13 protein-coding genes are annotated in these 21,634 nt (G+C 51.9%); 2 read left to right on the top strand and 11 right to left on the bottom strand.

Annotated elements, in window-relative coordinates; all coding sequences use genetic code 11:
* The first annotated feature begins 200 nt into the window (after nt 1-200).
* Together ASN_RS16210 and ASN_RS16205 are read left to right on the top strand one after the other, a co-directional pair.
* Entirely contained in the window at nt 201-2,501 is a 2,301-nt protein-coding gene (locus ASN_RS16210; protein WP_157765205.1) for a TonB-dependent receptor, read from the top strand.
* A gap of 291 nt (nt 2,502-2,792) precedes the next feature.
* On the top strand, nt 2,793-3,470 hold the full coding sequence (locus ASN_RS16205) for a DUF6250 domain-containing protein (protein ID WP_058988815.1): 678 nt from the start codon (nt 2,793-2,795) through the stop codon (nt 3,468-3,470).
* A gap of 157 nt (nt 3,471-3,627) precedes the next feature.
* Here the strand turns inward: ASN_RS16205 and ASN_RS16200 are convergent, their stop codons facing one another.
* The 11 genes from ASN_RS16200 to ASN_RS16145 all read right to left on the bottom strand — a co-directional run bounded on the left by ASN_RS16200 (nt 3,628) and on the right by ASN_RS16145 (nt 20,807).
* Nucleotides 3,628-4,608, bottom strand: coding sequence for a CmpA/NrtA family ABC transporter substrate-binding protein (locus ASN_RS16200; RefSeq protein ID WP_058988814.1), 981 nt, complete (start codon nt 4,606-4,608; stop codon nt 3,628-3,630).
* Nucleotides 4,605-5,219, bottom strand: a complete 615-nt coding sequence (locus ASN_RS16195) for an ANTAR domain-containing response regulator (RefSeq protein WP_058988813.1) — start codon at nt 5,217-5,219, stop codon at nt 4,605-4,607. The genes ASN_RS16200 and ASN_RS16195 overlap by 4 nt, the downstream gene beginning before the upstream one ends.
* Nucleotides 5,219-9,211, bottom strand: coding sequence for a bifunctional nitrate reductase/sulfite reductase flavoprotein subunit alpha (locus ASN_RS16190; RefSeq protein ID WP_058988812.1), 3,993 nt, complete (start codon nt 9,209-9,211; stop codon nt 5,219-5,221). Before ASN_RS16190 ends, ASN_RS16195 begins: the two co-directional genes overlap by 1 nt.
* Nucleotides 9,212-9,218: 7 nt before the next feature.
* A complete protein-coding gene (gene nirB, locus ASN_RS16185) occupies nt 9,219-12,116 on the bottom strand; it encodes a nitrite reductase large subunit NirB (RefSeq protein ID WP_058989415.1) in 2,898 nt (965 codons plus the stop codon).
* A gap of 29 nt (nt 12,117-12,145) precedes the next feature.
* Nucleotides 12,146-13,786 (bottom strand): alginate export family protein, encoded by a 1,641-nt coding sequence (locus ASN_RS16180; protein ID WP_058988811.1) that lies wholly within the window; start codon nt 13,784-13,786, stop codon nt 12,146-12,148.
* Nucleotides 13,787-13,819: 33 nt separating this feature from the next.
* Entirely contained in the window at nt 13,820-15,040 is a 1,221-nt protein-coding gene (locus ASN_RS16175) for a nitrate/nitrite transporter (RefSeq protein ID WP_058989414.1), read from the bottom strand.
* A 264-nt stretch (nt 15,041-15,304) separates the two neighbouring features.
* Complete coding sequence (locus ASN_RS16170) at nt 15,305-16,114, bottom strand: RBBP9/YdeN family alpha/beta hydrolase (protein WP_082666740.1); 810 nt, start codon at nt 16,112-16,114, stop codon at nt 15,305-15,307.
* 51 nt (nt 16,115-16,165) lie between these two features.
* A protein-coding gene (locus ASN_RS19055; RefSeq protein ID WP_099048343.1) for an IS5 family transposase occupies nt 16,166-16,920 on the bottom strand; the annotation gives its coding sequence in 2 pieces (ribosomal slippage) (nt 16,166-16,590 and nt 16,590-16,920; 756 coding nt in all).
* 73 nt (nt 16,921-16,993) lie between these two features.
* Nucleotides 16,994-17,647, bottom strand: coding sequence for a peroxiredoxin (locus ASN_RS16155; protein ID WP_058988809.1), 654 nt, complete (start codon nt 17,645-17,647; stop codon nt 16,994-16,996).
* A 796-nt stretch (nt 17,648-18,443) separates the two neighbouring features.
* Entirely contained in the window at nt 18,444-19,928 is a 1,485-nt protein-coding gene (locus tag ASN_RS16150; RefSeq protein WP_058988808.1) for an ArnT family glycosyltransferase, read from the bottom strand.
* A gap of 12 nt (nt 19,929-19,940) precedes the next feature.
* Complete coding sequence (locus ASN_RS16145) at nt 19,941-20,807, bottom strand: polyprenol monophosphomannose synthase (protein ID WP_231948280.1); 867 nt, start codon at nt 20,805-20,807, stop codon at nt 19,941-19,943.
* Nucleotides 20,808-21,634 lie beyond the last annotated feature (827 nt).

The following is a 21,634-nucleotide window of genomic DNA, read 5'->3' as shown; positions in this document are numbered from 1 at the left end:
AGTAGGAGCAACGCAAGGCCGCCCAAGACACAGCGGGCCGAATAACGGAAGAGCATAGATGGACCTTTTTGTTAACACCGAACCCAGTTGTATATTAATATCTATAAAACGGCATATTACGATTTATTAACTATACCATCTAATTATAACGTGCAAATCGGCATACCAATATCAATTACCGTTTTTCAGTGGTGGTTAAGTTGAGTATCTCAAGACACGCTTTTGCTAGTGGCTTTTTGCTGGCGACAACCCTGCTGAGCACCAATGCATGGTCCGAGCAAACCTCCCCTTCTTCCAATTCAAGCCATAAGAAACTTCACAAGCTTGCCAAACAGAGAAGAAATCTCGCAGCAGGAGAATCTGTGGAGGTTTTAGGAAACAGGATCACAATAGATAGGCAAAGACCCACCTCGTCATCCTATCATTTCACGGGTAAGGAACTTGAAAGTGAACGGATCAATACCATTGAAGACCTTCAGCAACTCTCTCCAAGCCTGAATGTTGACGCTGCAGATCCTTTCAACAGTAGTATCTCTATTCGCGGCATGGGTGACGGAGGCGGCCAGACTGGGGGGGAAGCCAATGTTGGTATGCCGAGTAGTGTCGGCCTGTTTCTTGATGGTGTTTATTTGAGCCGTCCTTCCATGATGGCTCATGGGTTTAACGATCTGGATTCTATTGACGTCTATAATGGCGCAACTCAAGGAACCTTGTATCCGGCTAACGTGACGGCTGGTGTTATTGACATCAAAACAAGAGTGCCAACAGCCACAACGCGCCGTGAAGCATTCTTTTCTTACGGCAGTTACGGCTACATGCGTGCATCTGCGCTCGTATCGGGGAAAATACTGAGTAATCTGTACGGAAGCATAAGCTATAATCACACTGCTCAAGGCGGCTATATAAAAAATGTCCGTTATGGAAATAGCGTGAATGGCTATCACGGAGATAGCGTACGCACTCAACTTTACTACACACCAACTGAAAACCTGAATTTTCGTCTGATTGCAGATTATAGTGCTGAACGCGAGACGCCCACACCGGTTCTCTATAAAAGCATTACTGTGGAAGGCGTGAATCAGTTCGAAAATATGTCCGCCGCTTTGGGAAACCATATTATAACCGGGCGTGCAACTGACCTTGATTACCAGAATTATGACACAACCCAGCAACTGGGTGTCTCTCCACAAATAAGCTGGAGATTTGGTGGCGGCTGGAAACTTTCGTCTATCAGTTCATTCCGCTACTTCTATACGAACCCTGTCATGTCTGACCCATACAGCATTAATGTCTATTACAATTCTGGCACGAATGTCAGGGATAGAACGTGGTATGAAAACATTCGCTTTGATTCCCCCCAATGGAAGACGATTAATTTCGCAACGGGTTTTGCCTATTCTGGTGAGAGCCTTAACACAAATGCGATTAGCCAATATAGTGATGGCGTTTCCGGTGCCTGGTATAAAAGCACTAGTTACGATAATTTGACCGTTTATCGCTATGGTTCTTTAAGAGACGATTACTATTCTCTCTATGCGCAGGCAACAGCGCACCCTTTAAAGAGGCTCACGGTTAAATTTGGATTTAGAGAAGGAATTGATGATAAAAGTGGAACATTCAGAAGGCTGAATAAAAGTCCATTTTACTCGGGGGTGTTAAGCAAAACGACAGCTTTGCCATCCGCTATGGTAAATGTTGATTATGATCTGGATAACCTTACAAAATTTTACGTGGCGCTGTCTTACGGTAAAAAAGCAGGTGCCTTAAACATATCCTCTGGCTCGGCAGGCAAGGCTGGGTTCGATAGCCTTTATATCAAGCCAGAAACGACAGAGAGCATTGAGGTCGGTTTGCATAAAGATATTCCCGCAGCAAAGCTCGACTTCAAAATTGATTACTTTAATGCGTTAGTCAAAGATTTTCAGACCCAAGGCTATGATACGGAAACTCAACAGACCTATTTGACTAATGCAGGAAACTACAGGTCTCGTGGCGTTGAATATACTATGAACTGGCACCCGATAAAAAACCTAACTGTCACACCAAATGTTTTGTATAATGACACAAAATACCTGAGCTATGACAATGCTCGGTGTGCACCAGAAGTCTCTCTGCAAAGTCAGCCGCCTGCCTCCTGTAACCTGAACGGGCGTCCTGTATTCCGCGCGCCCAAGCTTTCCTTGAGCGTGATGGGACGTTATGAGCATAGTTTGAATGACAAGTCTTCCCTGTACGCAACTGTTCGCTATTCCTATCGTACAGCGACTTTTGCAACGGTTGACGATTCTCCTTCAGCCAAAATACCGGCCTATGGCCTGCTGAATTTTTCATTGGGCTATAAGCTGAAAGTTCATGGTACTTCTTTGGACACATCTATTTGGGTCAATAATGTTTTGGATAAAACGTACTATATGAGCCTTCGTGAAGGGGATTATGGTTCCGTTTTCGGGTGGATGGGAACCCCGCGTGTTATTGGTGGGTCTGTTGGCGTTCATTTCTGACATTTAAAGCTTAGATGCATATGTGGCCATGTGTGAGTTTATGCGGATAGTGTTAAGGAGTTGCGCCGAAGCATGGCCGGGCGGTGTAAGGTTTTCATTTTTGATGAAAGACGTGTTTTATTGATAGTTCTTATGATCAGAAAGTTTGATCAGCCCGCCCCGTCAGGTTTTCTGCCATCGTATTTTACATCTTTTCTAAAGTTTCAGTATGATAGGTGCGAAAGTGAGAAAACTAATAGCTCTATTCTATGAGAGAGACGGCTTTTTATGACACTGTTTAGGCCCCTATTCATGCCCCACACGTGGATTGTGGGGCTTACGGTAAGTCTGATTATTCAAGCCTCAGCATTTCCCAAAGCTCATGCTGAAAGTACGGTCACCGTACAAGATCGACAACACCATACATGGCGTCTGGAAGCAGAAAAAACTGCGCAGGGCATCTCTCCTTCGCGTATTGAAGTCTCTACTAACGGACTTCGGGTGTGGGCACAAAATGGTTTGACGCTCTGGCTTCTTCTTCCTTTGCACGGTAACTATACGCTCTCTTTTGACCGCAAAATCTTCAAGCCTATAGGCAATTTCCGTGTTTCAGATATGAACATCTTCTGGAATGCACATGAAAAAGATGGTGGTCTTCCTCGTCCACGCAACGGAACCCTTGCTGCATATAATAGCCTTGTCCTTGAATATGCCGGAATTGGTGGCAACGCCAACACTACAACGCGGTTCAGGCATTATGACGGATCAGGTAACCGTGTCCTGCTGCAAGAAAGCAAGGATCAGTCTGATCTTCTTGTTGCTGATCATGTTTACCATACCATCATAAATGTTCGGAACGGCACCACCTCAGTCTCACTGGATGGAAGAGTCATTTTCTCTGGGCCAGTTATATCCGAGATCCCAGGTTATTTCGGCATTCGTACTGTTGGCTCATGGCAGGAGATTTCGCATCTCTCGGTTTCAAAATAATACCGAAAAATTCGTATAGAGCCGACAGAGGTATAGGCCCCCTCCTCGCGCAGATCACCTGTCATATATGGCACGTGGAAGTGCAAGAGATGTAACGGCATTCCGCCGAAAATTAAGCAGGATGGCTTCTTCTTATTTTCAGCAGGCGCTACATTAGTCAGACAGGGGATGAAGCCGCGGGAATAGGTCCGCTCCAACGCTTGAGCATCTGTTGTTCTACCTCCCCGATCCACTCAAGCGCTGTCATGTCACTTATGATCCAGTCGAGATCAGAGGGCAGAAGTGTGCCATCAGAGAAAGTGACGCATTCACGAGCCTCCCCGCCGGGCAAGATGGTGCGGGTCGAGGCTGGGGGTGATAGCAACCCTCCGTCTGCTATGGGAGCAGCCAGTGCCTGCGTAATTTCTTCACGATGCGCGGGCTTCTGGCAGAAGGAAAGCGCCTCCTGAACCGCAAGCGACATACGGCTTACCTTTTGTTCGCAAGCTAATAGTTTTCCCGATGCGACAAGGACCTTCTCAAGGTGACCGGGAAGGACGGTGGCCGATCCCCCCACCTGAAAGGCAAGTCCGAGTTGCTCTGCTTCAGTGCCCCATGGCGGACCAACACAACCGCCATCAATCGCGTTTTCCGCGAGCGCATGGATCATATCAGCGGGAGGCATGACGGACAGAGTGACCTCATTCTCCATATCCACATCAATCATCTTCAGGAACCGCCGGAGAATGAGAAGATGAGTGGAATACATATGAACAATGGCTATGCGCGGTTTCCTGCCGATAGCATTGCGCCAGATATCAAAAGCATTTCGGCCATGGGATCCTGCTTGCCATACTCCGCTAGCCGGGTTGATACCGCGCAGCATGATCGTGTTGCCGCCTCGGCTGATCCGTGCCAGAGGGCAGAGTTCGGCACCATGGCCACGGTGCCCAAGCGCCGTCATCATAGCAAGCGGTGCGAAAATAACAGCGGCATCCATGCGGTTCCACGCCAACCCATCGGCTATATTCGCCCAGGATGGGGAGACAACAATCTCGGTTTCCAGCCCATGACGGGCAAAAATTCCCTTTTGCTGCGCCATGATGACGGGGGCGCTGTCAGCCAGCTTCAGCACGCCAATCCGTAATGGTGCGTTCATGATGCCTCATCCTTTTTCTGCGCTACCAGATATTCCTCGGCAACCACCGCTATCCGACGCGAGGTCTGCATGGCCCGGCGCTGGAGCCACCGGTAGGCCTGTGCTTCGTTAGCTTTTTCATTTTTCATGAAAGATCTCTTTGCCTGCTCTATAAGCCTGCGTTCGGCAAGGGCGATCTGTGCTTCGGTCAGTTCGTCACGTGTGCGGCGGAAACGGGCATAAAGCGCAATAGCGGCACGCAGAAGCGGCTTTACATCCCGCGGTAAGGCTTCAAGAACATTATAGGAACACACGCCTGTATCAAAAGCTGTCTCCATCAGATCAACGTCATCTTCGTCCACAAACAGGGCAACGGGCCGCTCAAGCGCCGAACAGGACAGAGCGCGAATGCTATCCAGCGCGTCACGATCCGCCCTGTCCAGATCAACAAGCACCACGTCTGGCCCGTAATCGCGTACGGCATCAATCAGTGCTTTATCGGGCGGAACGGTCAGAACATCCAGCGAAGGATCAGCATGCAAGGTTTCTGACAGCGCGCGTCCTCTGCGGGGATTTTCATCTGCAACCAACACCCTGAGGCGCGTGCCTGATGATTTTTTTTCCTCATTCATCAATAAACGTCACGCAGATAGCGGCCTTCACGTGTCAGATTGCTCACAAATGCGTCTGCATCACCTGAGGACAGATTGCCATGGCGCGCCACAATCCGGCGCAATGCCGCGTCAACATCCCGTGCCATGCGTGTTGCATCCCCGCATACATAAACATATGCCCCTTCCTTCAGCCAATCCCACAATTCTGTTCCAGCTGCTTCCATACGGTCTTGCACATAGATGCGCTTTGATTGATCACGTGAAAAGGCAGTGTCCAGACGTGTTAGTAATCCTGCCGCCAGAAAAGCATCAAGTTCGTCCTGGTAGTAAAACCCTTTTGCGGCGTGGCGCTCGCCAAAGAAAAGCCAGTTTCGGCCCGTGGATTTCCGTGCCGCCCGTTCCTGCAGGAACCCGCGGAAGGGTGCAATGCCAGTGCCGGGCCCGATCATAATCATGGCAGCGTCATCGTCCGTTGGCAGACGGAAATGCGTGGTTGGTTGGATAAAGACCGGAATTTCCGCATCTTCCGTCAATCCTGCCAGCCAGTTTGAACAAATGCCGGGCCAAGGCGTGCAGCTTACCCCCATTGTCAGTTCAATTACCCGCCCAGCCACCTTTGGCGAGGACGCAATCGAATAAAGCCGTGGTTGGAGACGTCGGAACAAAGAAGCAACATCCTGCGCCGTAACGGTCAAAGAGGCCTCTTTTAGCAAATCAGGCAGGAAGTCGGGCGCACGCCCCCCAAGTGCAGCCAGCATGGCCGGATTGGGGCGTGTCAGATCAAGATGACGGACAAGCGCTTCACGTAGCCCTACTGTGCCGCAGCCACGCAGAACAATGGGCGTGTCCTCTGCAAGACCAAGGGCGCGCAGGGCCACTTCTACATGATGCTCCGGGTTGCGGGGCCATATGCCTAATGCGTCTCCGGGGGTCCAGTTTAACTCTGTCCCACTGACATCAAGACCAATGCGCCGTGTGTCCCTGTCATATCCCGTCGCACAGAGGCGTTCGTTGATACAAAGCCGCGCCATAACCGGGGCGTCGCGAGAGCCTGAGACTGGGGCAGCTGGCTTTTCCACCTGCAGAGGCAAGGCCGGCAGCATGGCTTCCGTCTTGTCGGATGATAGCTGGGAAAAAGCATTCAGCAGAGTGCCCCGCCACGCCTCCACCATATCTTCAAAATCAGGTTCGCATTCCACCCTTTCCAGCAAGGGCGTCGCACCAAGTTCCGTCAGATGCCCATCTAGCGCCCGCCCGAAGCCGCAGAAATTCGCATAGGAAGAATCTCCCAAGGCTAAGACCGCAAAGGTCAGGCCGGACATGGGGCCTTTTTGCGTTCTCAGCATATCCCAGAACGGAACGGCACAGTCTGGGGGATCACCATCACCGAAAGTGGACACGACAAAGAGAGCCGCGCCCACAAAATTGCTGGCTGTATCAAATGTATCGAGGCACTTCGCTTCTGCTTCGTGACCGGCCTCCCGGAGCCATGTCACGATCGTTGCGGCCAGCCCTTCCGCACGCCCGGTCTGGGACGCCCACCATACGATGATCTTCGGCGCAGTTGAGGCATTTGCCTCCTGTAGCGGCAAAACCTCATGGTCCGCATAGGTCCGGCTGTAAAGACCCGCGAGAAGGCCGCTAATCCGGGCCCGCATCTGTGCTGGCAGGGGAGCTGATGCAGGCAGCATGGGCATTTCGCCTGCACCTGGCGGTGCCATTTTCAGTCCGTCAAGAAATCCGGAAAGCCACGCTCGCGCGTCATCGGACAATGATGCCGCGACTGGCTGATCCGACCGTTCCAGACCAAGATGACTGGTTAGAGCACGCAGCATCATAACGGAATGTCCCTTCCTGCTCGGTTCCGCCCCTTCGGGGGCTGGACATGCGGGCTTTTCAATACGTTCCAGCGTCACCGCGCAGAGTTTAAAGCCAGGTTGCAACGACAACGGATCAACCGTATCCGGAGTGACGGAATTGACCGTCAGATCCTCTCCAAAGCGGTCGTTCCAGTGAAACGGTGCAAAACAGGTGCCGGGCCTTACTCGGGTGGAAATCTGGGCTGGCAAAACAATCTGCCCCCGCCGTGATGTGATCCTGACACTATCATCCTGTTTCAAACCCAGCGCCTGCGCATCACACGGCGCTATCTCCACAAAGGGGCCGGGGTTAAGGCGGTTGAGGCTTTCAACCCGGCCGGTTTTGGTCAGTGTATGCCACTGGTGCTGCAACCGACCGCTGTTCAGCACGAAGGGAAAGTCCTCGTCCGGCCATTCCTTGGGCCGCATCCAGGGCCGGGCAAAAAAGACCCCCTTCCCGTCCGGGGTTGCAAAAACGGGCCCCTCCCTATCGGGAGAAATATAGCGGATGGGGTGTCGGGCTTGCGTGTCCCCTGCAGGAGCGGGCCACTGCACCGGCCCCTTGTGTAGCCGTTCATGACTTACGCCAGCAATATCATAACCCGTCTTCGGATTACTAAACTGGCTTGCTTCCGAGAACACCTCTGCGGCAGAGGTAAAAGCAAAGTCTTTTACGAAACCCATGGCCCGCGCCACACGTGCAATGATATCCCAGTCCGCCAAGGCCTCTCCCGGCGGGGAAACCGCTTTTCTGGCAAGCGTCATGGTACGATCAGAATTGACCTGCACACCATCACCTTCAGCCCACAGGGCGGCGGGCAACACGATATCTGCAAAACGGGTCGTTTCGCTGTCTGCGAATGCATCTTGCACGATAACGCATTCTGCTGCCTCCAGCCCCCGAATGACGTGGCGGCGGTTGGCAACAGTTGCAACGGGGTTTGTGCATATCACCCAACATGCCTTGATCTCACCGCGCTCCATTGCCTCGAACATGGCAATCGCGCCGCCTCCCCCAGTTTCTCGTAGCGTGCCGGCAGGAAGAGCCCACAATTTTTCGGTAAAGGCCCGGTCTGCTGCCACGAGCGCACTGCGCTGGCCCGGCAGGCCCGGCCCCATATAGCCCATCTCGCGCCCGCCCATGGCGTTGGGTTGGCCCGTCAGCGAGAATGGTCCACTACCGGGGCGGCAGATAGCACCCGTAGCAAGATGGAGATTGCACAGCGCGTTGGTATTCCAGGTACCTGCAATGCTCTGGTTCAGGCCCATGGTCCACAGACTCATCCATTCTCCAGCTTCAGCAATCCAGTGTGCTGCTGTCAGGATGTCTTCAACCGGCAGGCCCGTGATTTCAGCCACTGTCTGGGGTGCATACTCATCCAGAAAGGCTTCCATCGCCTCCCATCCCGTCGTAGCCCGGGCGATGAATTTTCTGTCTATTGCATCATTCTTCACCAGCACATGAAGAAGGCCATTAAGGAGCGCCAGATCCGTGCCCGGACGAATGGGCAGATACAGGTCGGCTTTTTCAGCAGTAGCCGTGCGGCGGGGATCAACAACAATCAGCTTCGCGCCCGCCCGTTTGCGATCCATCAGCCGCAAGAACAGGATTGGGTGGCAATCCGCCATGTTCGCACCGATGACGAAAAACAGGTCTGTGCAGTCAAAATCCTCGTAACTACCCGGCGGGGCGTCTGCCCCGAGAGAAAGCTTGTAGCCCGTGCCTGCGGCTGCCATGCAGAGACGGGAGTTGGACTCGATATGCTGGCTACGGACAAATCCTTTGGCCAGCTTGTTGATGAGGTACTGCGCCTCCATCGACATCTGTCCCGATACGTAAAAGGCAATAGCATCCGGCCCGTGCGCATCAAGGATAGCACGTAGCCGCTCAGCAGTTGTTTCAATGGCCTGCTGCATGGCAACGGGGACGACCTTTTCGCCCCGTCTGGAACGGATGAGAGCCCGATGCAGGCGCTGATCGGACAGAAGCGGTTTGTCGCAGGAACTGCCTTTGGTGCACAGGCGACCACCATTTGCAGGATGTGCGCTATCGCCACGCACTTTCCTGATACGATCGTCCTCCACCTCCAGTATGACGCCGCACCCTACCCCACAATAGGGGCAGACTGTGCGAACTTCTTCCCGCGCCATGACTGAATCAGACCAGAACAGGTTCCGGTGCGGCTTTGATCGTCTTGGCCCGGATTTCTACTCTCCCGTTTTCTACACGCGCGTCCCATGTCCGCAACTGGACGGTGGGGTCCTCAAGGCATTGCCCGTCTTCCAGACAGAAATGCTGTTTGTAGAGGGGAGACGCAACCACCAGTTGCCCCTTCAGATCACCCATCAGTCCTCGGCCAAGCACGTTGGCGTTTGAGAACGGATCATGGTTATCTATCGCATAGACCCGCGCAGCCGTCTCTTCCGTGCCAGGCAGATAGAACAGGGCAATCTGGTTACCCTCATGCCATGCCACAACCCCTGATTTTGCCACCAGGTCGTCCTGGCTGCACAGTTCAGTCCATTGCGTTGGGCCGGCCGAGGCTGCAGTTTCGGGCATATTATCCGCCGGGCGGACCTGTTCCCGCTCTGGCAAGGTGCGTATGTTCGGGTCAGGGCGACCATCATTGACGAACGTACGGAACCTTTTGAGTTTTTCACGGTCGGTCAGTGCATCACGCCACTCGCACTGATAGCGATCCACCACCATCTGCATCTGGCGCTCAAGTTCTTCGCAGATACCCAAGCTATCGTTTATGATGACGTCACGCAGGTAATCCAGTCCGCCTTCAAGATTTTCTCGCCAGACAGAGGTACGCTGAAGTTTATCTGCGGTCCGGATATAAAACATCAGGAAACGGTCAATGTATTTCACCAGCGTGTCAGAATCGAGATCTGTCGCAAACAGTTCTGCATGGCGGGGCCGCATACCCCCATTGCCGCAAACGTAAAGATTCCAGCCGTTTTCTGTAGCAATTACTCCCACGTCCTTGCTTTGCGCCTCCGCACATTCGCGGGTGCACCCTGAAACGGCAAATTTGAGCTTATGGGGAGAACGCAGACCCTTGTAGCGGTTTTCCAGATCCAGCGCCTTGCTCACGCTGTCCTGTACCCCATAACGGCACCATGTGCTGCCCACACAGGATTTTACAGTCCGGGTGGATTTGCCATAGGCATGGCCGGTCTCGAACCCGGCTTCCAGCAATTCGCCCCAGATATCGGGCAGTTGGTCCAGTTGCGCACCGAACAGATCAATACGCTGGCCGCCGGTAATTTTGGTATAAAGACCATATTTCTTTGCCACCTGCCCAAGGACAATCAGTTTATCCGGCGTAATTTCCCCCCCCGCTATGCGCGGCACGACAGAATATGTGCCGTTTTTCTGCATGTTGGCCATGAACGTGTCGTTCGTGTCCTGCAACGGGATATAAAGCGGGTCGGTAATGGGCTTGTTCCAGGCTGATGCAAGGATTGAACCGACAGCGGGCTTACAGATATCGCAACCAAGCCCCCCATTGCCATATTGTGCCATCAGCTCTTCAAACGTCTGGATTCCGTGTACGCGAACGAGGGAATAAAGCTCCTGCCGTGTATAGGAAAAATGTTCGCACAAACTATGGTCAACAGTAATGCCACGGGCTTCCAGTTCCGTTTCAAACACGGTCTTGAGCAGGGCCGAGCAGCCACCGCAGCCAGTGCTGGCTTTTGTGGATTGCTTAAGCCCCGCAAGGTCCGTGCACCCTTCCTCAATGGAGGAACAGATCGCCCCTTTTGTAACGTTGTGGCATGAGCAGATCATGGCTGTATCGGGCAGCGCGTCAGCACCTAGCAGATCCGCCCCTTCCCCGCGTGGCAGGATCAGTGCAGCGGGGTCGGCCGACGGTTTAATGCTGTTCTGCACATACTGAAGAATGGTGTCGTAATAGGCGTTGTCCCCCACCAGCACAGCCCCAAGCACGCGGCTGCCATCCCCTGAAAGCACAAGGCGACGATATGAACCGTCCATCTCCCCAATGAAGCGATAGCTCAGGCTGCCCGGCGTGGCGCCATGTGCATCACCGATGGAGCCCACATCCACGCCCAGCAGCTTGAGTTTGGTGGACATATCCGCCCCGCAAAAGGCGGCGTCTTCCCCGGCAAGCGTGGTGGCAACCGTGCGGGCCATTGTGTATCCCGGCGCGACCAGCCCAAAAACTTGACCGTTCCAGCAAGCACATTCGCCAATGGCATAGATATGCGGGTCAGAAGTAAGGCATCGCCCGTCAATCACGATACCGCCGCGCGGGCCAATAGCGAGACCGCAGTCACGGGCCAATCGGTCCTGTGGACGAATACCGGCCGAGAACACCACCAAATCAGTTTCCAGAAATGTGCCATCGGCAAAAACCAGCCGATGTCGGTGCGTTTCCCCTGCAATGATCTGCTGGGTGGCATGAGCCGTAAGGACATTGATCCCTAATGCCTCAATCCGTTGCTTCAGAGCCTGACCGCCCTCGTCGTCCAACTGTACTGGCATAAGGCGAGGCGCGAATTCAACAACGGCCGTGGATAGCCCCAATCCCGCCAAGGCATTTGCGGCTTCCAGCCCCAGCAATCCTCCGCCAATGACCACACCGTGCGCGGCCCCTTCCGCCGCAGCCCGGATCATGTCCAGATCATCCAGTGTGCGATAGACTAGCCCCGCAGTGCCCGTATTGCCGGGAACCGGTGGCACGAAAGGTGTGGAACCGGTAGCAAGGATTAGCGTGTCATAAGGCAACAGACCTTCAGCACTTTCCACCATCCGCGCCTCCCGGTCGATGCGCGTCACCCTTACGCCACGGTGCAGTATCAGGCCGTGATGGGCGTGGAAATCATCCGCATGCAGCCGCAACGCCAGAGCATCCTGTCCGCTCATATACTCCGTCAGATGCACGCGGTCATAGGCATCGTGAATCTCATCGCCAAAAATATGGATCGTGCAATTTTCATGCAGCCCATGCATCACAAGCTGTTCGGCACAGTAGTGGCCAACCATCCCATTACCGATGACGACGATATTTCCTGTTTTGGACATGATCATTTCTCCTGTCGTGCTATCGGCGGTCAGAACTTGAATTCCATGGTTTGCATGTAGAAAGCGCCGTCCTTTGCGCCTGCGTGATGCATACCGTGTGATGCGACAAAACCTGCGATGTCATGCGTCCAGGTCCAGTGGGGCGCAAAGTTCCACGCAAGCTGGGTCTGGGGTGTAGCTCCAATGAACCCGCCCGAAAGACCATTGCGCCAGCTATAGATTTTTCCAGTGCCATACACCGCATCCTGCGTGCTTTCGCGCCAGAAAAAGGGAACGTGCAGCTTGAGATGCAGGTTCGCCAACGGTGCAGCCGCAATAACAGGCCCAATACCAATCAGGTTTTGGGATGTCAGAGCCAGTGTTACATCGTTATAGTAGGGCAGCGGAAAATAAGGGGTGGCGAATGTGCCGACCGCACCATCCTGACTATGGTAGGACCCACCTGAAAACACGTCCCCCTGCAAGGCAATGGATGGTTTGGCTTTCAGATTTTTTGCCGTCCAGCCGAACGTGCCATTAACTGCATAAGCCCGGACTGCCCGTGTGGGATTGTTCCCGGCAGGCCGGAATTCTCCGCCCTGAAACACGCCGGTGAGGCTGATATCGAAGGGACCGACATTCCCCCACACCCGTGAACCGATATTGTCCCGGCGGGTCGATCCCGCCCGTGTACCTGTTGTGGTCGCCAAAGCGGCTGCTGCTCCGTTGAACAGGTAGTCAATGAAGAATACATCCGCAAAAATCTGGCTCTTCTGTCCCATGACCGAAAATTGCGGCAGCGCAGTGGAGGTATAGATGCCATACATCCGGGCGTTGTAGTTCGTGCCATCGGCAAACACATTGCGAGGAAGCTTGTTGGTCTGCATGAAATCGAACAGATCCAGCCGGAAAGATTTCCACACGGCATAACCGCGAAATCCATCCCACGATTGCTGGGCATTGGTCAGGTCCCGCGCGGACTGCATGGTGACGGGGGCATCTAGAAAAATCTGGCGACCACCGATCACGCCCATTTTAGCCCCCAGCATTCTGCCCTTTACCTCCAGAATACCCTGCTGAAGATCCAGCCGCTCACGCTGTACGCCATTCTGGTAGCCGTAATAATTCGATCCTCCGGCGACACCCCAAAGAAACTCAGCATAGGCGCGTACGTGGTCTCCCAAATGGAGATCCGCCCCATACTGGTTACGCAGCAGAATGCGGCTGGCGTCTGTTTTGCCAGCAGTTCCCATCATGGGCTGGTTCTCAAAGATGTAACGCAGCCGTTCTTCCCCGTTGAGGGAAAGCCAGATGTCTCCCTTGTTGGTCAGGGAAATGTGTTTCAAGCGGTTAAACCAGTCCTTCCGCCGCTGTTCGGGGGCTGTCGTAACAAGGTCGCTCCAGTCCTCCGCCCAGCGCGCCTGACCAAAACCACCGACAGTTCCGAACCCGGCTGCCGCCCCTTTCCCGGCGTTGAATACTCCCCAGTCAGGACTATGCGGCAATGTAACATGGTGAACCGCCGCTTTTTCTGCCGGTGGAGATGAAGCCGACTTCATTTTGGTGGCCGTCACGCCAGCTGCAGGCGCGATGTCGGCCTGTGCCGCATGGCCCACATTCAGACTGACAAAAAGGGTGGTGATACCTGCCGTAAGCGAGGCTGGGCGAAACACTGCAGAGATACGGGTCACGGGACACGTTCCTGATTAAGTAGGGAGCAATAATTACGAAGACGCAGCAGCATCGGCCTCGGGCGACATGTGGGACTGCTCAGCCGTCCAGCGGCGGCGGCACAGCCCGACACAGAGAAACGCCACCACCGTGATCGCGGCAAAGCCCATAAAACCCGGCCCGTAGGAACCCGTAGCCTGGCGTGCGGCCCCAAGGGAGGATGCCAGATAGAATCCCCCTACCCCGCCGCTCATGCCCACCAGCCCTGTCAGAATACCAACCCGGCTGGGGAACCGTGTCGGCACAAGCTGGAAGACAGCACCATTCCCCAGACCCAGCACAAGCATACCAAGAAAAAAGGCAGGAAACGCAAACCAGATTGTCGGCAGGCCGAACCCAATCAGAGCAAAAATAACAGCAGCAAGTGCGAACAGGATGCTCAAAGCGCGTTCCCCGCCGATACGATCAGCCATGGCGCCCCCAAGCGGACGCACGAACGACCCAACAAACACCACGAAAGCCGTGCAGCTTCCTGCAATGGCGGGAGGCAAACTGTACTGATCGTTGAAATAAATGGTCAGGAACGAAGCAAGCCCTACAAAACCGCCGAATGTCACGCCGTAGAAAAACATCAACAACCAGCAGTCGCTGCTACGCAGAACGGGCAGCCAAGCCACCAGACCTCCGCTGGACCGACGCTGAGGAGGCTCGCTGGCCAGAAACATAAAGGCAATCAGAACAGCGATCAAAGGCAGGGTTGCCAGCCCCAGCACATTTACCCAGCCGTAGAGAACTGCCAGACCGGGCGCAAAAAGGGATGCAAGCGCCGTGCCGGAATTACCCGCCCCGGCAATACCCAACGCCGTACCCTGATAGTGTGGCGGATACCATGCAGACGCGAGCGGCAGAGCAATGGCAAACGATGCCCCGGCCACCCCTAACACCAACGCCACACCGAACAATGCGCCATAGCTGTGTGGCGCAATCAGCCACGTCAGGAATAGCCCGGCAATGACAAGAAGCTGGGCTCCAATCGCAACCCGACGAGGCCCGAAATGATCGACCAGCGCGCCAGCCAGCACACGTAGCAGAGCCCCAGCCAGAACTGGGGTAGCCACAAGCAGCCCCTTCTGTCCGGCATTCAGGTGCAGATCATGAGCAATCGAAATACCGAGCGGTCCCAGCAGGACCCACACCATGAAGGAGACATCGAAGTAAAGAAACGCCGCCAACAGGGTACGCGGGTTTCCGGCCTTGAGAAATCCTTTGTCCACGTCATCGCATCCAGTCTCCACCAGCAAAAGGAACGGAGACGCCTTCTTCAGGCACGGAGACCATCGTTGGCCACCCGGGTGTCGTCGTGAGCGATTCTGCCATTTCCCTATCGTTCACCGCCATTGATGAACGAGTTGATAGGAAACCTGCGTCCTCTTTTATTTGCACACGGAATAATGCGATGTCAAAACATTTTGCTCATGACGAAGCTACTAAGCCCGGCGCACGCTGATGGTATGTGCATGTCGTAAGGGTTTTCTGGGCTATTGCAGTGTCTTTTTCGGATGCCGTGTCTGCCCTGCATTGCGCAGCACAATCGTTTGAGTCAGTCTGTCCAGAAAGAGCAACCCATCAATCCAGTATCCAAGGTCGCACTGATTCCCAATATGACCTTTCCGTCCCGCATCGACGAACGACGCCTGCCAATGGCGAGCAAGGGTTCGGGCACGCCTTACGCCAAGCCATGGATCATTTCTGCTTCCCACCACTAACGCCGGAAAAGGTAGCGGTGATAAAGGTATCGGACTAAAAGCGGCAACACGATGCAAATGCTCGGACGGCCCATTCTCGACGTCTGCAGGAGCAACAAGCAGCGCCCCAGCCACGGTACTGGGCAATAATCCCTGCTGCGCAGCGTGCGCTACCAGGAGGCAGCCCAGACTGTGGGCAACCAACAGGACCGGTTTCTTACTGTGCGTTACCGCCGCACACAGCGTCATCAGCCAGCTCTTGTAATGAGGTTTTGACCAGATTTCCTGCCGAACACGGCTGACGGCAATATCGTAAGAACTGAAGAGTTTCTGCCACTGGGATTGCCAATGCTCCGGCCCGGAACCATCAAGCCCCGGAACAATCACGATTTCAAATGGTGCCAGAGATCCTGAAAGATGCCGAAAAACTGCTTCTGAAACAGTCGTGTCCAACAAAGCCTCGCCTTGTGGCCCGCGTGCCCGACGAGACGCTGTTTTACGTCGTGGAGGAGACGGATATGCCGCTAGCCTCCGTTCGACGGAAGGCGGCATACTCATGGCTTTATGGGCCTCGAAGACCCGTTTACGTATATCCTGTCGCATTCACCCACTCCCCCCTCGCAAAAAAGACTTCGGCTGCCCTAGAGCGTGTCGTCAGTTAAGTAGGATAATGATTGAAGCGAACTGCACGGCTGCGAGGAAGGTCGATTTCAGCTTGTCGTAGCGTGTTGCGATAGCACGGAACTGCTTGAGTTTATTGAAGAACCGCTCGACAAGGTTCCGTTCGCGGTAGAGAGCGAAGTCGGTTTCCCGTTGGGTTGTTCTATTGCGTTTCGGCGGGATGACCGGAGTAATCCCGCGCTGTGTCAGCCGATCAATCAGTCTGTCCGCGTCATACGCCCTGTCGGCGAGGAAGGCATCCGGATCGATGTTTTCCAGCATCGGTTCCGCCTGGCTGATATCCGCATCCTGCCCCGGTGTGATGCCGAGTTCCACCGGATTGCCCAGAGCGTCGCAGATGGCATGGATCTTTGTCGTCAACCCGCCTCGTGATCGTCCGATGGCCTGATCCGCGCCCCTTTTTTGAGGGCTCCGGCACTATGCTGATGTGCCCGGACAATGGTGCTGTCGATCATCATGTATTCATTGTCGTGATCCGCGGCTAGATGGCGAAAGATCCTCTCAATAACACCGCTTTCACACCAGCGGCGCAGACGCCGATGCACGTTTTTCCAGTCTCCGAAACGGGCAGGAAGATCACGCCATGGAATGCCTGCGCGATAGCGATACAGCACGGCCTCCACGAACAGGCGGTTGTCCGCTGCTGTGCCGCCGACATGACCTTCACGACCGGGGAGAAGGTCTTTTATCCGTTCCCACTGATCGTTGCGTAAACCGTAGCGCCGCATCTGTTGCTCTCCCACAAAATCGGGAAAACAGTCAGCACAGGACGCCACAAAGTACAACCCTCACGTGCCATACTCAGCGCTTAACTGACGACACGCCGTAGGAGAGTTTCACTAGACGCAGATACGGCTTGAGTGTTTTCCAGCCTTGCGGAAACAGCTTCTGTGCCTGTTCATTACTGACGGAAGGCGCGATGATGACGTCATCTCCCAAATGCCAGTCAGCAGGCGTTGTCACTTTCTGCCTGTCTGTCAGTTGCAGACTATCCAGCACCCGTAAAATCTCATCAAAATTTCGGCCTGCTGACGGGGGATAGGTCAGCGTCAACCTGACTTTCTTGTCAGGATCAATAATGAAGACGCTCCGGACCGTTACTTTCGGGTCTGCCTCCGGATGGATCATACCGTAGAGTGTAGCCACCTTTCTGTCTGCATCGGCTAGAATTGGGAAATCAACACTACTCCCCTGAGTTTCGGCAATGTCGGCTTCCCACCCGGCATGATCTTTCAGTTCATCGACAGATAATCCCAGCACTTTTGTGTTTCGTTTGGCCCACTCCGGTGCCAGACGTGCCACTGTCCCCAATTCTGTGGTGCATACAGGCGTGAAATCCTTGGGATGACTGAAGAGAATTCCCCACGAAGACCCAAGCCACGAGTGAAAGTGAATAGGCCCCTGAGTGCTTTCCTGCACAAAATCAGGGGCAGTCTGCCCAAGTTGAATGGTCATAGAGGCGGCTCCAAATCACACTTAGAAACATGAAATTAATTAACCACATTATTTTATGGTTGTAAAAATTATAATTCAACATATTTTAGTGAAATATGAACCGGAAGTTCTCCTACGAGAAACTCCTTTTTTCACTCAGGCGAGGAGAACGCTTCTATGCCGCAAAAAACACTTTGGTCAGGTGTGCTCGCATTCAGCATTATGCTTGTCGCAGGTTGCCTTACTGTATCCAAGCCAACGGCAAGATCAGCCGTGTTTGCCTTCTCCGAGGCAACCTCCTGCCTGTTTCAGTATGATGTTACGCAACCCACCGTGAAAATAGCGTCACGCTAAAAATACCATGAGAAAAACAGTTATTCTCCCGCCATTTTGCGGAGATATATAATAAGGTGTGGAGGGTTCTAAAGACCCTCCTTTTATGGTCGAATGGAAACTATACCCATTGATATACCAAGAGATGAAAAGTCCCCAACGGGGATTTCTCGAACCCTTTACGAGTATATACCTTCTACCAGGTGAGTAAAAAACTTAGAATATTGGTCGAGGCATAATACCACTTGCACCGCACAGCTAGATGAAGAGCGCTAAAAAACCTTCGCTCACGTTTTTCCACTTGTTAAAATCCCTATGCGTGACGGTTTTTACGCGATCAGGAAAAGGCGTATTTCTAGCCCCCTACCTCATCCAAAGCCTTTATTAAGCGAACCGCCGAACACTTCAGGGCTGAAATTAGCACACAGCGACACTCGCAGAAAATCCTTATTCCAAACCCTCTGGTAACGTAGTGTTCTATACTTCATTTTGGAGAGCCAGTAAGTTTGTAGACAACAATAGAATTGTCCTTCAGGGCCACCCTATAAGCAGGATAATAATATGAAGAGAGAGACTGATAAAGTAATTGCCGAACTTGCATATTTTCGCCCTCTATAGCAGGTTCTCTCGACAGAATATACATCGGCTTTTGATTTAGTATATGCTGAGTTTCAATTAATGGGTTCATTCCTGTCGAATTTCTTTCTATATATTCATGAAAATGCCCAGGAAATGGATGTGTTGTCATTTTGCAGAAATTTGCAAAATCATAAAAAATAGGAGACCCACTGTAAATAAAAAGACAACCTTTATTCTTGGACATATTCGAAAGAATATTCTGGAAAACAATCTTATTCCCACGAGAATTCTGATGCTTTATTATTGTAGTTTGCCCTTTGAACGTCATATAGCCCAAAAGGAGTAACATCCAGATTTTGCCTGCGCTTCTGTTCCAATAAGCAGCTGATACAATTGTCAAAGACGTAAAAAGAGGCAGCGCATAATGAGTATACCAGCTTCCAAAGACAGCTACCCCTGAAAGTGCAGAAAAAGTCCAAAGATCAAAAAAACGACCGCATAGCTTCTGCTGCTTGGTCATGTCCAAACAGAAAATTCTTCTAAAAGGAATACTCACAAGAAGCGGGAGCGTAAACTCCAGCATTTTTGCGGCTTGATGCCTGACGAGGGCATGGTTCCGTTGGCCCCGATGGAAAATTGATGCAATATTTGCAAACCACCATTCCTGACCATGACCAGCCATCATGTAGGCCACAGCAACTCCAATTGTCGGTAAGCAGGCAATGCAGATCCAGATGACGGCTTGGAGAGAAAGAAATCGAATGGATTTTGTTGTCTGGTAAAGAGCAAAAAGAAGGAAAAGACCTGAAAAAATTCCTTCAAAAAGCGTAGTATATTTTATCTGGATTGCAATGCCCATGATGAGCATTACGGCATATGCTGTTTTTTGTATGTCGGGTTGCCTTCCCCTTTTTTCCACAACATTTTTGAAAATGAGGTACATACTAAAAGCAACCAATAAATTATAAAATACCGGAGACTGGCCGCCTTCACCGCCAGCAATATTTAGACAACTAATATATAATAATGCAGCCAAAAAAGCTCCGAATGGAGATGAAATTGCCATCGCCATTTTCATAACAATCATACTGGTGAACCCCACACATAATGTAGCACCAATTTGATAAGCTAATATTCTATAGGGTCCGAATAAATGAAAAAAACTATATAACAAGAATAAACCAAGAGGCTTTCTGTCCCAGATATCGACAAAAGGAACGGCACCCTGCAGTATCTGGCCACCAACAAAAAGGTAAAATCCTTCATCAACGTCAATTAATGGATTTCCTAAAGAAGAAAAACGGGATGCAATACAAAAAGACCAAAGAAAAACATAAAGAATAGACACATAGTTAAAACTGAATATAAAATTTTTCAGATAAGAATGCATAAAAATATCTTTCTATGAAATGCCGCCTAAAACCTTCTTCACTTTCATTCTTGCTATGAATTTTAGAAGATTTAAAATAACGCCAAAATCCAGCTTACTTTCGCCGTAACGGCGTGGTTTAAACGTGGTTGGAACTTCTTTTATTTTTAAAGGTAATGAACTGGAGCAAATGAGATCAAGTAAAATTTTAAACCCTGCACCAGACATTTGCGTTGCCGCCTTTTCAAAAAGAGCCCGTTTAAACATAAAAAAACCACTCATTGGATCTTGTAACTGAATGGAGAGTAATCTTCTTGTAAAGGAAGAGCCACCTTTTGAGAGGAAATGGCGCCAAATGCCATCCAGCCCGTTATCATCACCACCGACAACATAACGACTGGCAACCACCAGATCATATCCGTGTTCAGTAATTTCACGGAGCATAGGAACAAGGCAACATTCATCATGTTGCAGGTCACCATCCATTACAGCAGCAAAAGGTGCTGAAGACGAAAGAACACCTTCGATTACTGCGGAGGAAAGCCCCTTACGGCCAACACGTCTGATCCCTCGTATTCGCGGGTCTCTTGCCGCACATTCCCGAATGACATCAATCGTATTGTCTGGGGAATTATCATCGACAAAAATGATCTCCCACACTACGCTGCTCAAGGCTTTATCAATGGCGGACACGAGTATTTTAATATTTTCTGCCTCATTATAACAAGGAACAATAATGCTAAGCTGGGGGCTTTCTCGCTTTGTGTAGACCGGTGTTGTGTCAGTAAGAAGTAGCGAATTTTTAGAGTGAAACATTTCCACGCGTTTTCCGAAAAGTTTCTTGGATATCAAACGGAAAGATGTGGCCGTCTTTTGGTTTGAGCATGTCAGTATGGACATGTGTCCTGTCATGTCCGCTGTCTTGTGAGGAAGCTCTTTGTTTTCAGAGCAGAAGACCTCATCAAGATTTCAAGGATTGTATCAATCTGTTTCACTATGTCACGAACAGCTGCTTCCACACTATCAGAATTGCCGAGTTGAAGAGGCCACGCCGCCATAATTTAGTGCTCCCACATCAGGAAGCTTTATTAAAGCGAATTTCTTCCGATAGTCATAAAGCATAAATATCTTGGCACCGCATTTTATGTCTTCTTTAACGGATCGTGCAGACCTGCGGTGCCTCCGTTGCCATTCTGGCGCTGAAGTATTTCCCCATTTCATTATCCAGCATGCGTGTAGCCCGAAAACTCCATCGGATAACCATCGCAATTACGTCATATGTCGAATCTGATGCTTCGATCCTATCCAATCTGTATCGATAGCGCAGTAACCGGGTGAAGCAGGCTGATTTCTTTGAAATCAAATGAAAGATAACAGATTAGCTGTGTGAAGGACCTCTAAGGCGTCCAGATTCAGATAGCCGGAACAGCATTGTCTACCGTTCAAAATCCGACGCTTTTGGTCAGAACTGCCATCTTACATGCTCAGGTGAAAGTTGACTGCCTCACTATAGTTCCCAACATGCAAGACTTGTTCTTTCTCCTTAAAATAAGGAGCCCTCCCCCGTTCCCTACCCGAAAAAACTCTGGAGCACAAAATCCCCCCCCTTCCTCTCGGCAGTTATCTAGAAATCAGAAAGTTTCCTGTTGTGAATGAGGCAATTAGAGCTATCTTGCATAATAGCGCACAGACCATGAGAGGTTTTGCAGCTCAAGCAACTTTCACAC

Origin of the sequence: Acetobacter senegalensis (genome assembly GCF_001499615.1) — a bacterium.
GTDB lineage: Bacteria > Pseudomonadota > Alphaproteobacteria > Acetobacterales > Acetobacteraceae > Acetobacter > Acetobacter senegalensis.
Note: the sequence above shows the minus strand (reverse complement) of the source record. Positions and strands in the feature narration are given on the sequence as shown.